This window comes from Stenotrophomonas sp. DDT-1, from assembly GCF_001580555.1.
GTDB classification, from domain to species: Bacteria; Pseudomonadota; Gammaproteobacteria; order Xanthomonadales; family Xanthomonadaceae; genus Stenotrophomonas; species Stenotrophomonas sepilia.
In genome coordinates, this window is the sequence record NZ_LEKR01000032.1 from 39,925 (window position 1) to 51,986 (window position 12,062).

The window sequence follows — 12,062 nt, forward strand, 5'->3', positions numbered from 1 at the left end:
ATTGGACCATGCCCGCGCTGCAGAGCACCCGTCAAGCGAGCCAGACCCCGTGGTTCGACAGCGAACCGGCGGAAGCCCTGCGCGTTCTGGAGCGGCAACTGCTGCTGCCGCAGCTGTCGTTGCTGCCGGTGCAGCCCTGGCTGTGGATCGCGCCGAGTGCCGCATGGCTGGACGATGCGCAGCTTGGCGGGCGCGGCCTGCGCCTGTACCGGCAGGGGCACGGCTATGCCGGCGACACCCGCTGTGCGTTGCCGCTGCCGCTGGCCAATGAAAGCGTCAATGCGGTCGTGCTGCAGCATGTCACCGCAGCCGACGCTGATCGGTTGCTCGATGAGTGCGAGCGCGTGCTGATGCCGGGCGGCCACCTGTGGCTGAGCAGCCTCAACCCGTTCAGCCCTTACCGCACGCACTGGCGCCAGCACGGGCTGGTGGTGCGCACGCCGCAGCGGATCCGCCTGCTGCTCGGCCGCCACGGGCTGGAGTGCGACGATATGCGTTTCCTCGGCCCGCTCTGGCGCGGCGCCGGCAGCCGTCGCGCGGGCGGTTGGTCGCCACTGCGCGCAGCCTGCCTGTTCCATGCTGAAAAACGAACGCTGGCCCTGCCCGGGCCGAAACCGTTGCCGGTGCGTTGGCACGGCACCGTTGCTACCTGATCTGGAGTTGTATTGAAAACCATTGAAATCCACACCGACGGTTCCTGCCTTGGCAATCCCGGCCCCGGCGGCTGGGCTGCACTGCTGCGCTACAAGGGCCACGAGCGTGAACTGAGCGGCGGCGAAGCGCACACCACCAACAACCGGATGGAGCTGATGGCGGCCATTTCCGGCCTGGAAACGCTGACCGAGCCGTGCAACATCGTGCTCTATACCGATTCGCAGTATGTGCGGCAGGGCCTGACCCAATGGATGCCCGGCTGGATCCGCAAGAACTGGAAGACCGCCGGCGGTGACCCGGTGAAGAACCGCGAGCTGTGGGAGCGCCTGCATGCGGCCACGCTGCGGCACCAGATCGACTGGCGCTGGGTGAAGGGCCACTCCGGCGATCCGGACAATGAGCGGGTGGATACCCTGGCGCGCAACGCGGCCATCCAGATCCGCGACGCCAGCCCGGTAAACTGAGCCCATGCGTCAGATCATCCTCGATACCGAAACCACCGGCCTGGAATGGAAGAAGGGCAACCGCATCGTCGAAATCGGCTGCGTGGAGCTGTTCAAGCGCCGCCCGACTGGCAACAACTACCACCAGTACATCAAGCCGGACTGCGAGTTCGAACAGGGCGCGCAGGAAGTCACCGGCCTGACCCTGGAGTTCCTGGCTGACAAGCCGGATTTCGCGCAGATCGCCGATGAATTCCTGGCCTTCATCGATGGCGCCGAGCTGATCATCCACAACGCGGCGTTCGACCTGGGCTTCCTCGACAACGAGCTGTCGTTGCTGGGCCCGCAGTATGGAAAGATCACCGATCGCTGTACGGTGATCGATACCCTGGTGATGGCGCGCGAGCGCTTCCCGGGCCAGCGCAATTCGCTGGATGCGCTGTGCAAGCGCCTGGGCGTGGACAATTCGCACCGTGCGCTGCATGGCGGCCTGCTCGACGCGCAGATCCTGGGTGACGTCTATATCGCGCTGACCTCGGGCCAGGAAGAGATCGGCTTCGGCCTGGGCGACGATGACGGCGGTGGCGCCGGTGCCGCGCTGCAGGCCTTCGACACCAGCAAGCTGCTGCCGCGCCCGCGCGTGGTGGCCACGCCGTCGGAGCTGGAAGCGCATGCCGCGCGACTGGAGCGGCTGCGCAAGAAGGCTGGCCACGCGCTGTGGGATGGCCCGAAGGTGGAAGAGCCCGCCAGCGCATAAACATCCACGCATGGCGTGGGTCTACTGTAGAGCCGAGCCCATGCTCGGCTCATGCACCAGGTTCAGTGGCAGCGCACCAGGATGACGCTGATGTTGTCGCGGCCACCGCCGTCGAGCGCGGCCGCGACCAGCGTATCCACGCATTCCTGCGCGCTGGCATCGTCGAAGGCGAGGGTGCGGGCGATGCTGCGGTCGTCCACTTCCTCGGTCAGGCCGTCACTGCACAGCAGCAGTTGCATGCCTGGGCGCAGCTCACCGCTGGTGGTGGCCACGTTCAGATGTGCAGGATCGGTCACGCCCAGCGCCTGGGTGACCACGTTGCGATGCGGATGCGCGCGTGCCTGCTCGGCCGTCAGGTTGCCCTGCGCGACCAGCTCCTGCACCACGCTGTGGTCCTGGCTGAGCTGCGCCAGCTGGCCGTCGCGCCACAGATACGCACGGCTGTCGCCGACCCATGCCACTTCGTAGCGATTGCCCTGCACGCGTGCTGCGACCACGGTGGTGCCCATCGGCAGGGTGTCGTTGCGCCGGCGCGAGGCGCGGATGATCTCTTCGTCGGCGGTGCGGATGGCGTGGACCAGCGGCGCGCCACGGCGGATCTCGCGCACGATGGTTTCGCGGGCCAGCGCGCTGGCCACCTCGCCGCAGGCGTGGCCGCCCATGCCATCGGCCACCAGCCACAGGGCCAGCTCGCTGTCACCGTAGTAGGTGTCTTCGTTGAGCTCGCGGCGCAGGCCGGGATGGGTGAGGTGTCCGAATTCGATCATGGTGTGCGGGGGCGGGGTATTGCTGGGGAGACAGGCATCATCGGGGGGCTGCAGGCATCCGGCAAGGCATGCACTCAGGAAATTTTCACTTCGTTGACCGGAATGACTTGTCGCCGGCCTCGCTTCCTCGTATGATGCGCGTCCCCGGTCCGCCGGGGACCACCCGGAGAGGTGGCAGAGTGGTTGAATGTACCTGACTCGAAATCAGGCAGGCGTTTATAGCGCCTCGGGGGTTCGAATCCCCCCCTCTCCGCCAGATAAAGAAAAAGGGCTGCCGAAAGGCAGCCCTTTTTCTTTATCTGGCGCGGGACGCGACGCGCTCTGCGCGTCGCCCCACACGTTGCTGCGCAACGCGTGGGCCCCTCCCTTTGCCGGCCTCTCCCCGCCCCTGTCGGGGCAGCCCCTCAACAGAGGGGCTTGGTCCTCCAGATGCATCACGGGAGATCCGCGCGGTGCGTGGATGCTGTTCCTGCTGGCAGGCTCATCCACGCATGGCGTGGATCTGCCCGGGATATCCGTGCGGACGCTGCGGGTTACCATGTACGCATCACCTGCTGGAGCTTTTCCCGATGACCGCTGAAATCCTCGTCCCCGTGTCCTTCGGCGAGCTGCTGGACAAGATCTCGATCCTGCAGATCAAGTCCGAGCGCATCAGCGACGAGGGCAAGCTGGCCAATGTGCGCAGGGAGCTGTCGGCGCTGGAGCAGACCTGGATGGCGCACCCGGCTGCGGTGAAGGACATCGCCAGGCTGCGTGCCGAGCTGAAGGCGGTCAACGAGCAGCTGTGGGACATCGAGGACGACATCCGCCTGAAGGAGAAGGCGCAGGCGTTCGACCAGGGCTTCATCGACCTGGCGCGCAGTGTCTACCTGCGCAACGACGAGCGCGCGCGCATCAAGAAGGCGATCAACCTGGCGCTGGGTTCGGCGTACGTGGAAGAGAAGTCCTATCAGGATTACGCGCAGCGCACGTGATCCCGCGCAGGCCGCCGCTCACCCCAGGTGGTCGGCGACGTAGCGTTCGAAGGCGGCGATACCGTCTTCGACGGTAATCAGTTCCATTACATCGTCGAACTCGATCTTGGTGCCCCACTTCAGATCGGTGGCCTGCTTGGCCAGGTACTTGCGCGCTGCGTCGTCGTAGCGGTCCACGCAGTAGCGGCGGTCCGAGTACGGGCCACTGCGGTTCGGGTTGCTGGCCGCATGCAGTCCCAGCACCTTGGTGCCCATTGCGTTGGCGATGTGCATCGGGCCCGAGTCCGGGGTCATCACCAGGTTGGCGCGGGCCAGCAGGGCGGGCAGCTGCTTGAGCGTGTCCTTGCCGACCAGGTCCAGTGCCGGCGTCTGCAGCTGCGCCTGGATCGCATCGGCCATGTGGCGCTCCAGTTCGCTGCGGCCACCGCACAGCACCACCCGCCAACCGCGCTGGACGGCATGGTTGGCCACCGCGGCGTAGCGGTCGGCGTACCAGTTGCGGCGCACGTGGCTGGAACAGGGTGAGATCATCAGCACCGGGCGGCCATCGTCCTGCCACTGCGCGGCGGCCCACTCGAAGGCGGAGGGCGGCACGGCCAGATCCCAGCTGACTTCGGTCTGGCGCAGGCCCAGCGGCTCGCAGAAGCTGCCGATGGCATCCAGCACGTGGATGCCGGGGCGATCGGGAATACGCTCGTTGATGAAGAGCCCGTGCAGGTCCTTGGAGCGGCTGCGGTCGTATCCGATGCGGCGCTCGGCCGGAATGAAGGCCGACAGCAGGTTGGCGCGGAACGCGACCTGCATCTGCAACAGCGCTTCAAAGCGCCCCGGTGGCAGTTGCCTGCGCAGTTCCTTGACCCCGGCCATGCCGCTCTTCTTGTCGTAGGCATGGAAGGTGACGCCGGGCAGGCCGTCAAGCAGCTTGTGGCCAACCTTGTCGATGATCCAGTGGATCGGCGTGTCCGGGCGCGCAGCCTGCAGGGTGCGCACCAGGGGCACCACGTGGGTGACGTCGCCGAGTGCGGACAGGCGCAGGAGGCACAAGGAGGAGGACGCTGATGCCATGTGTTGTTAGACTCAATGAAATGGTCGCATTCGACGCCAATGAAGCGCTGACGCCATGCCGCGAGGGTCGCGGCATCGGGGCCATTCTGTTCGACCGCGAGCGGCTGCGGCAAGCCGATATTGGCCTGTTCTCGCCCCAGCACTGGGGCAGCAAGGCCCGCCCGGTGGGCGAGGGCGGCCGCGGCAGCGCCTGGTTCGTCGATGCGCCGTTCGGTGCCAGCGTGCTGCGCCACTACCTGCGCGGCGGCATGGCGGCCCGGATCAGCCTCGACCAATACCTCTGGCGCGGCTCGGACCGGACCCGCAGCTTCGCCGAATTCCGCTTGATGCGCGCGCTGCGCGAGAAGAAGTTGCCGGTGCCACGGCCGATCGCCGCGTTCTACATGCGCGAGGGCCTGCGCTACCGGGCCGCGATCCTGATGGAACGGATCGAGGGCGTGCGCTCGCTGGCCGACCGCGCACTGGTTGCGGGCCGGGGCGCGCCCTGGGAGGAGACCGGGCGGCTGATCGCCCGTTTCCACCGTGCCGGCCTGGACCATGCCGACCTCAACGCGCACAACATCCTGTTCGATGGCAGTGGCCATGGCTGGCTGATCGATTTCGACCGTGGGGTGATCCGCATCCCGGCCACCGGCTGGCGCGAACGCAACCTCAAGCGGTTGCTGCGCTCGCTGATCAAGCTGCGCGGCGAGCGCAGCGTGGAAGATGTGCAGAAGGACTACGCACGGCTGCGCCGTGCCTATGACATGGCCTGGAACCGGGGCACCTGATGGACTGGTCGTTGCGTTTCCTCGGCGTCGGCAACGCGTCGGCGGTCGAGCTGGGATCGCCGATGTCGGTGATCGAGCGCGGTGGTCGCCCGTGGCTGACCATCGATTGCGGCGGTGAAGGCCTCACCGCGTTCAAGGCGCACTACGGGCACATGCCGCAGGCGCTGTTCGTCACCCATGTGCACCTGGACCATGTGGCCGGCTTCGAGCGCCTGTTCGTGGACACTTTCTTCAATGCGAACCGGCGCGGCAAGGTGCGCCTGTACGTGCCTGCCACGGTGGTGCCGCTGCTGCACAAGCGCATTGCTGACTATCCGAACGTGCTGGCTGAGGGCGGTGCGAATTTCTGGGATGCCTTCCACCTGATCGTGGTGGGCGAGGCGTTCTGGCATGAGGGGGTGCGCCTGGAGGTGTTTCCGGTGCGCCATCACTGGCCGGAGACGGCCTATGGCCTGCGCCTGCAGGGCGCGCTGACCTGGAGCGGCGATACCCGGCCGATTCCGGAGATGCTGGCGCGCTACGCCGACGACAACGAACTGATCGCCCACGACTGCGGCCTGCACGGCAACCCGTCACACACGGGCGTGGACGACCTGGAGCGTGAGTACAGCATCGAACTGCAGGCGCGGATGATGCTCTACCACTACGCCAGCGTGGCCGATGGCCAGGCGCTGGCCGCGCGCGGGCACCGCGTGGCGCAGCCGGGGCAGTGCGTGCCGCTGGCCGACCCGACCGCGCCGCACGTGCTGGTGCAGGATCCGCCGTGAGCAGGACCGGCCAGCCCGCCGATGCGGCGCTGGCCGCCGAACTGGAGGCGCTGGAGCGCGCGCTGTAGTAGCGCGGGGCCATGCCCGGCGAGGGGCGCCAACCAAGGGTGGCATCTACCAGAGGCGAGGGCGTCGCCGAAAAAGGCGGTGGCCCCGCCGGCTGGCCTCGGCGCCCGCGTCGATCGATACCGTTGCTGCCTTCCGGCCCTGGCGGGGTTTTCGACCTAGCGTCGCGAGGGGCCGACGGGGCCACCATAGAGACGTTGGCCGCCCGGTGGGCGGCCAGTTCACGGATCAGGGGAAGCAGCGCGCGATGCGCCGGAGACCACAGCCGGACCGCACATCGGCTGACCGATGGCAGACCCTCATTCTAGCGCAGGCCGGGCCATCGACGCCAGCGTCACGCACTGAACCGGCTGTAACCCGTTCCTGGCCACGGCGGCCGGGCGTGGCCCCCGTTGCTAGAATGCCGGCCAGGAGGAACGACCTCCCCCACATCGGGAATCAAAGACCAGGACGGCCTGGCCCTACCAAGAGGAGGGCCGTCATGGCCTGGATCTATCTATTGTTTGCCGGCCTGCTGGAAATCGTCTGGGCCGTATCCATGAAGCAGTCCGAAGGCTTCACCCGGCTCACCCCCACCGTGGTCACCATCATCGGCATGATCGCCAGCTTCTGGCTGCTGGCGGTGGCCATGCGCAGCCTGCCGCTGGGCACCGCCTATACGATCTGGACCGGCATCGGCGCGGTCGGCGCGTTCGTGGTCGGCATCGTGTTCCTGGGTGAGCAGGTCAGCCCGATGCGGATCGGTGCAGCGGTGCTGATTGTTTCCGGCCTGGTGCTGATGAAACTCTCCAGTAGCTGAATTTATTTACTCATGGCGGGCACGGATTCCCCGCTACATACAACGATATGCATTTTCGGCAAAACCATTCTGCCGGCCCCTTTTATTTGACGTGCGTCATGAAAATGGCGCGCGTGATTCACATGCCGCTGGCACCGCCGGTCGCACAGTGCCGCCATTCGTCGGGCGAAATCGGGGAGTTTTCGTCTTGAGGGACACGCTGACGTACCTGTCCCTGGGTGCGATCAGGTGAAGATGTGAAGATTTTAAGGAGTTAATGCCTTCAGGCCTTGTTCCCGTATCGGGAGCAGGGGTGGCCCGCATTTTCTCCAAAAAAACCTGCCAGCTGTGCCATCCGGTCTTTTCATGGAGATTTACCGATGAACCGCATTTACCGTCTGGTTTTCAATCGTGCCCTTGGGGTAATGCAGGTTGCTTCGGAGGTCGCCCAGAATCCCTGGGGAAGCGCGGTCAGCGCAGGGCGGGTACCGCGATTGCGGACGCAGCAGCTGGCGGCGGCATTGGCCGCCACACTGGCCAGTGGATCGGCATTCGCAGCGTGCACGGGTACCACGACCGTAAACTGCGACAGCACCACCACCATCAACAACTACTCCAACGCGACCAACGGCCTCACGCTGAACATCGCCGCGGGTGCATTGCTGCGTACGCCGCCGATCGTAGGTGGAGGCAACGCGGCAACGCTGACCGGCGACAACGTGACGGTCAACAACAATGGCACGATCGATCCGAGCTCGATCGTCCTCGCCTCGCCCGGCCTGGTCATCGGCAATGGTTCCGCCAACAACAGCGCGATCGTCGTCAACAACAACGCCAGTGGACAGATCAAGGGTGTCGTCAACATCGCAACGCTGCTGGGCTTCGGTGGACAGGCGCTGGTGGCACAGAACGTCAACGGCACCACCACCATCAACAATGCCGGCCTGATCAGCACGTCCTTGATCGGTGTGGGCAGCGTTTCCGACGCGACCACGGTGGTGACCTATGGTGGCGCGGCAGCGAATGTGACCAACACGGGTACCATCGACGGACGCGTCGGCCTGGGCGCTTCTGGCGGTAATACGTTCCTCAATGCGGGGGCGGTCAACGGTAGCGTTCATCTGGGTGATTCAACCGGCGGCAATACCTTCACCGCAGTGTCGGGTTCCAGCGTTGTGGCCGGCGGTGGCACCGCCCTTGCCGGTGTGATTACGGGTGTTACCGGGGTGAAGGTTGCGGCAGCGGGAACGGTCGACGCGGGTACCGGCAGCGGCGCGGGCAACAACGCGCTGGTGCTGCAGAACAGTTCCGCCGGTCCCGGGTCAGGCACCGGCGGAGCGGTGACCACACTGGGCTGGAACCAGTACCTCAACTTCCAGAAGCTCACCGTCAACAGCGGTACCTGGAACCTGCAGGGCGCATGGGGCGCATCCGGCCCGACGACGCTCAATGATGGCCTGGTCAATTTCAACAATGCCGGTTCATTCGGCACAGGGCTGTTCACGGCCAACGGCGGTGCCATCGCATCCTCCACGGCCGGTCTGAATCTGGCCAATGCGTTCAACCTCGGCGGCAATCTATCCCTGGCCGGGACCAATGCGTTCGGCTTGAATGGCGTGCTTTCAGGCGCTGGTGGGCTGACGGTCAACAACACCGGCATTGTTACTCTCGGCGGTGCAAACCTGTTCTCCGGGGGCGTCAACCTCAATGCCGGCGGCCTGCTGCTGGGCAATGCCGGTGCACTCGGCAGCGGCAACCTGACCGTCGGTGGCAGCGCCTCGCTGGATACGACGGCGGGCTTCACCCTGGGCAACAACCTGGTGGTCAATGGCGGGGGCTCGCTGAACCTGCTGGGCAGCAATGCGCTGACATTGAGTGGCTCGATATCCGGTGCCGGCAACGTGACCAAGAACGGTGCCGGCACGCTGACCTTGAACGGTGCCAATTCGCTGAGCGGCAGCTTCAACCTGGCCGGGGGCGCGTTGGCGCTGGGCGCGGGCGGCAGCCTGTCGCCCACCGGTGCGATCACGCTGGGCGTCGGCACCAGCCTGGATCTTTCGGCGGCGGCCGACCAGACCATCGGCTCGCTGGCCGGGCTTGGTGGTTCGGTCAACCTCGGCAGCCACACCCTGACCCTGGGCGGGCTGGGCAATACCAGCTACAGCGGCACGTTCGCCGCAGGCACCGGCGGCCTGATCAAGCTCGGCACCGGTGTGCAGACCCTGTCGGGCGTCAACAGCCTCACGGGCGGTGTTGCGCTCAACGCCGGTGGCTTGTTGCTGGGCAATGCCGCCGCGCTGGGCAGCGGTACGCTCTCTGTCGGCGGCAACACCACCTTCGACGGCACCACGGCGCTGGCGCTGACCAATGCTGTCAGCCTCGGATCGGGTGCCAGCCTGAATCTGCTTGGCGGGCAGGCGCTCACTTTCAACGGGGTGATCAGCGGCGCTGGCGGCCTGATCAAGGATGGTGCATCGTCGCTGACCCTCAACGGCGCCAATACGTTCGGCGGTGGTCTGGCACTCAACGCGGGCAGTCTGGTGCTGGGCAACGGCGGTGCACTGGGAACCGGGGCACTGAACGTCGGCGGTGCGGTATCACTCGACGCCAGCGCCGGGCTCGCCGTGGGCAATGGCATCACGCTTGGCGCCGGTGGTTCGCTCAATGTGCTGGGCTCGAATGCGCTGACGCTGGGGGGTGTCATTGGTGGGGGCGGCAGCCTGGTCAAGAACGGTGCTGCCACGCTGACGCTGGGCGGCGCGAACACGTTCACTGGTGGGCTGGCGGTAAATGCCGGAACGGTGGCATTGGCCAGTGGTGGCAGCCTGGCGGCGACCGGCGCGGTCAGCCTGGCCGGCGCTGGCAGCGCACTGGATATCTCGCTGGGTGGCAACCAGACCATCGGTGCATTGTCCGGTGTGGCGGGCAGCACCCTGGCGCTGGGCAGCAGCACGCTCACCTTCGGTGATGCCACCAACCAGACCTTCGCCGGCGTGATCGGCGGCACCGGTGGGCTGATCAAGCAGGGTACCGGCGTGCAGACGCTGACCGGTGCCAATACCTTCAGCGGTGGGGTGAATCTTGCGGCCGGTGGCCTGGTGCTGGGCAACGCCGGTGCGCTGGGAAGCGGTGCGCTGACGGTCAGTGGCAACGGCTCGCTGGACGCCACTGCGGCGCTGAACCTGGGCAATGCGATCAACCTCGGCGCGGCCCTGACCCTGCCGGGCAGCCAGGACCTGACCCTGGGCGGCAACATCACGGGCACCGGCAGCCTGGTCAAGAATGGCGCGTCGACACTGACCTTGAACGGCACCAACACCTTCAGCGGTGGACTGAACGCAAACGCCGGCAGCCTGCTGCTGGGCAACAGCGGCGCGCTCGGTACTGGAGTACTGGGCATCGGCGGCAACGTCACGCTCGATGGCAGCGCCCCGTTGAGCCTGACCAACAATGTTGACCTGGGCGCGGGTGCGGCGCTGTCGTTGCCGGGCTCGCAGGCGATCACGCTGGGTGGCGTGGTGTCCGGTACCGGCAGGCTGGTGAAGAACGGTGCCAGCACGTTGACCCTCAACGGCGCCAACAGCTTCGGTGGTGGGCTCACCGTCAACGGCGGCGGCGTGTTCCTGGGGAACGCCGGCGCACTGGGCACCGGTGCACTGTCGGTGGGCGCCACTGCCACGCTGGACAGTTCAGCAGCGCTGAACCTCGCCAACAACGTCAACCTCGGGGCAGGCGCGGCGCTGGATCTGCTGGGCAGCCAGGACGTGTCACTGGGCGGTCTCATCAGTGGCACTGGCAGCCTGGTCAAGAATGGTACGGCCACGCTGGCGTTGAATGGACCCAACACCTTCAGCGGGGGTGTCGGCCTCAACGCGGGCCTGCTGCAGCTGGGCAATGCGCAGGCACTGGGTACCGGCCAGCTGGACGTGGGCGGCAACGCTTCGCTGGATGCAACGTCTGCACTCACCATAGGCAACCTCATCGGCCTGGCCGCCGGTGCGAATCTCTCCGTGCTGGGCGGCAATGACCTGACGCTCACCGGTCCGGTATTCGGTGCCGGTGGGTTGATCAAGGACGGCGCGGCCCGCCTCACTCTGTCCGGCGCCAACCTCTACACCGGTGGCACCACCATCAACGCCGGCACGCTGGCGCTGGGGGCGGGCGGCAGTCTTGCCGCGGCCGGCGCGGTGGATCTTGCCGGTGCCGGTGCGACGCTGGACATCTCCGCAGCCGGTGCGGCGCAGACCATCGGCGCGCTGAACGGCGTGGCAGGCAGCCAGCTGGTGCTGGGCGCGCAGTCGTTGACCTTTGGCGGCGCCAGCAGTGGCAGCTTTGCCGGCGTGATCGATGGTACCGGCGGTCTGATCAAGGCAGGCGCGGGCGTACAGACGCTGTCCGGTGCCAATACTTTCAGCGGTGGCCTTGCACTCAACGACGGTGGCCTGATTCTCGGCAGCGCCAGCGCACTCGGTACCGGTGCACTGGGCATTGGTGGCACGACCACGCTGGACAGCACCGTGGCGCTGAACCTGGCCAACGCAGTGAACTTCGGTGCCGGTACGCAGCTGACCCTGGGCGGCAGCAACGATCTCACCCTCGGTGGCGTGGTGGCCGGCAATGGCAGCCTGATCAAGAACGGTGCGGGCCTGCTGACCCTCAACAACACCAATACCTTCGATGGCGGCCTGACCTTGAACGGCGGTGGCCTGGTGGTCGGTGCGAATGATGCGCTCGGTACCGGCGCGCTGGCGGTGAATGCCAGCACCACGCTGGACGCGGGCGCGGCAGTGACACTCGGCAATGCGGTCACGCTGGGCTCGGGCGTCGTACTGACGTTGCCGGGCAGCACTGCGCTGACGCTGTCGGGCGTGGTCGGTGGCAATGGCAGCCTGGTCAAGAATGGTGCCACCACGCTGACGCTGTCCGGTGCCAACACTTACAGCGGCGGTACCACCATCAATGCCGGCACGCTGGCGCTGGGCACGGGCGGCAGCCTTGCTGCAGCAGGTGATGTCACGTTG

10 protein-coding genes, 1 tRNA gene and 1 other RNA gene are annotated in these 12,062 nt (G+C 66.5%); 9 read left to right on the top strand and 3 right to left on the bottom strand.

What is annotated here, in order from left to right; translation table 11 throughout:
• Positions 1-8 precede the first annotated feature (8 nt).
• From AB839_RS14910 to dnaQ, 3 genes are read left to right on the top strand one after another with little or no spacing between them, the layout of a single operon-like run.
• A complete protein-coding gene (locus tag AB839_RS14910; RefSeq protein ID WP_061479955.1) occupies positions 9-653 on the top strand; it encodes a methyltransferase domain-containing protein in 645 nt (214 codons plus the stop codon).
• Between the two features lie 12 nt (positions 654-665).
• A complete protein-coding gene (rnhA, locus tag AB839_RS14915; protein WP_005408275.1) occupies positions 666-1,118 on the top strand; it encodes a ribonuclease HI in 453 nt (150 codons plus the stop codon).
• A 4-nt stretch (positions 1,119-1,122) separates the two neighbouring features.
• Positions 1,123-1,854: a DNA polymerase III subunit epsilon gene (dnaQ, locus tag AB839_RS14920; RefSeq protein WP_014036152.1), complete on the top strand. Its 732-nt coding sequence runs from the start codon at positions 1,123-1,125 to the stop codon at positions 1,852-1,854.
• Positions 1,855-1,916: 62 nt separating this feature from the next.
• Here the strand turns inward: dnaQ and AB839_RS14925 are convergent, their stop codons facing one another.
• On the bottom strand, positions 1,917-2,621 hold the full coding sequence (locus AB839_RS14925; RefSeq protein WP_061479956.1) for a PP2C family serine/threonine-protein phosphatase: 705 nt from the start codon (positions 2,619-2,621) through the stop codon (positions 1,917-1,919).
• Between the two features lie 165 nt (positions 2,622-2,786).
• Here AB839_RS14925 and AB839_RS14930 point away from each other — a divergent pair.
• Both AB839_RS14930 and AB839_RS14935 read left to right on the top strand, forming a co-directional pair.
• A tRNA-Ser gene (locus tag AB839_RS14930) sits at positions 2,787-2,877 on the top strand.
• 313 nt (positions 2,878-3,190) lie between these two features.
• Positions 3,191-3,595 (top strand): DUF6165 family protein, encoded by a 405-nt coding sequence (locus AB839_RS14935; RefSeq protein ID WP_061479957.1) that lies wholly within the window; start codon positions 3,191-3,193, stop codon positions 3,593-3,595.
• An 18-nt stretch (positions 3,596-3,613) separates the two neighbouring features.
• Here the strand turns inward: AB839_RS14935 and AB839_RS14940 are convergent, their stop codons facing one another.
• Positions 3,614-4,660 (bottom strand): glycosyltransferase family 9 protein, encoded by a 1,047-nt coding sequence (locus AB839_RS14940; RefSeq protein WP_061479958.1) that lies wholly within the window; start codon positions 4,658-4,660, stop codon positions 3,614-3,616.
• Between the two features lie 20 nt (positions 4,661-4,680).
• On the opposite strand from AB839_RS14940, the gene AB839_RS14945 reads away from it, so the two are divergent.
• Positions 4,681-5,430, top strand: a complete 750-nt coding sequence (locus AB839_RS14945; RefSeq protein ID WP_061479959.1) for a 3-deoxy-D-manno-octulosonic acid kinase — start codon at positions 4,681-4,683, stop codon at positions 5,428-5,430.
• The gene (locus AB839_RS14950) at positions 5,430-6,197 is read left to right on the top strand and encodes an MBL fold metallo-hydrolase (RefSeq protein ID WP_061479960.1); all 768 of its coding nucleotides are present in this window, start codon (positions 5,430-5,432) and stop codon (positions 6,195-6,197) included. Before AB839_RS14945 ends, AB839_RS14950 begins: the two co-directional genes overlap by 1 nt.
• Before the next feature lie 156 nt (positions 6,198-6,353).
• Here the strand turns inward: AB839_RS14950 and ffs are convergent.
• Positions 6,354-6,444, bottom strand: an RNA gene (gene ffs / locus AB839_RS14955) — signal recognition particle sRNA small type.
• Positions 6,445-6,744: 300 nt separating this feature from the next.
• On the opposite strand from ffs, the gene sugE reads away from it, so the two are divergent.
• Together sugE and AB839_RS14965 are read left to right on the top strand one after the other, a co-directional pair.
• Positions 6,745-7,062 (top strand): quaternary ammonium compound efflux SMR transporter SugE, encoded by a 318-nt coding sequence (sugE, locus tag AB839_RS14960; protein ID WP_005415486.1) that lies wholly within the window; start codon positions 6,745-6,747, stop codon positions 7,060-7,062.
• A 359-nt stretch (positions 7,063-7,421) separates the two neighbouring features.
• Positions 7,422-12,062, top strand: a 4,641-nt coding sequence (locus tag AB839_RS14965; protein WP_197467687.1) for an autotransporter-associated beta strand repeat-containing protein, incomplete at its 3' end; no start/stop codon positions are given.

What these genes read in the sequence shown, in the direction of transcription:
- AB839_RS14910 (WP_061479955.1), top strand. Translation starts at nt 9, where the DNA reads ATGCCCGCGCTGCAGAGCACCCGTCAAGCGAGCCAGACCCCGTGGTTC.
- dnaQ (WP_014036152.1), top strand. Translation starts at nt 1,123, where the DNA reads ATGCGTCAGATCATCCTCGATACCGAAACCACCGGCCTGGAATGGAAG.
- AB839_RS14925 (WP_061479956.1), bottom strand. Translation starts at nt 2,621, where the DNA reads ATGATCGAATTCGGACACCTCACCCATCCCGGCCTGCGCCGCGAGCTC.
- AB839_RS14935 (WP_061479957.1), top strand. Translation starts at nt 3,191, where the DNA reads ATGACCGCTGAAATCCTCGTCCCCGTGTCCTTCGGCGAGCTGCTGGAC.
- AB839_RS14940 (WP_061479958.1), bottom strand. Translation starts at nt 4,660, where the DNA reads ATGGCATCAGCGTCCTCCTCCTTGTGCCTCCTGCGCCTGTCCGCACTC.
- AB839_RS14945 (WP_061479959.1), top strand. Translation starts at nt 4,681, where the DNA reads ATGGTCGCATTCGACGCCAATGAAGCGCTGACGCCATGCCGCGAGGGT.
- AB839_RS14950 (WP_061479960.1), top strand. Translation starts at nt 5,430, where the DNA reads ATGGACTGGTCGTTGCGTTTCCTCGGCGTCGGCAACGCGTCGGCGGTC.
- sugE (WP_005415486.1), top strand. Translation starts at nt 6,745, where the DNA reads ATGGCCTGGATCTATCTATTGTTTGCCGGCCTGCTGGAAATCGTCTGG.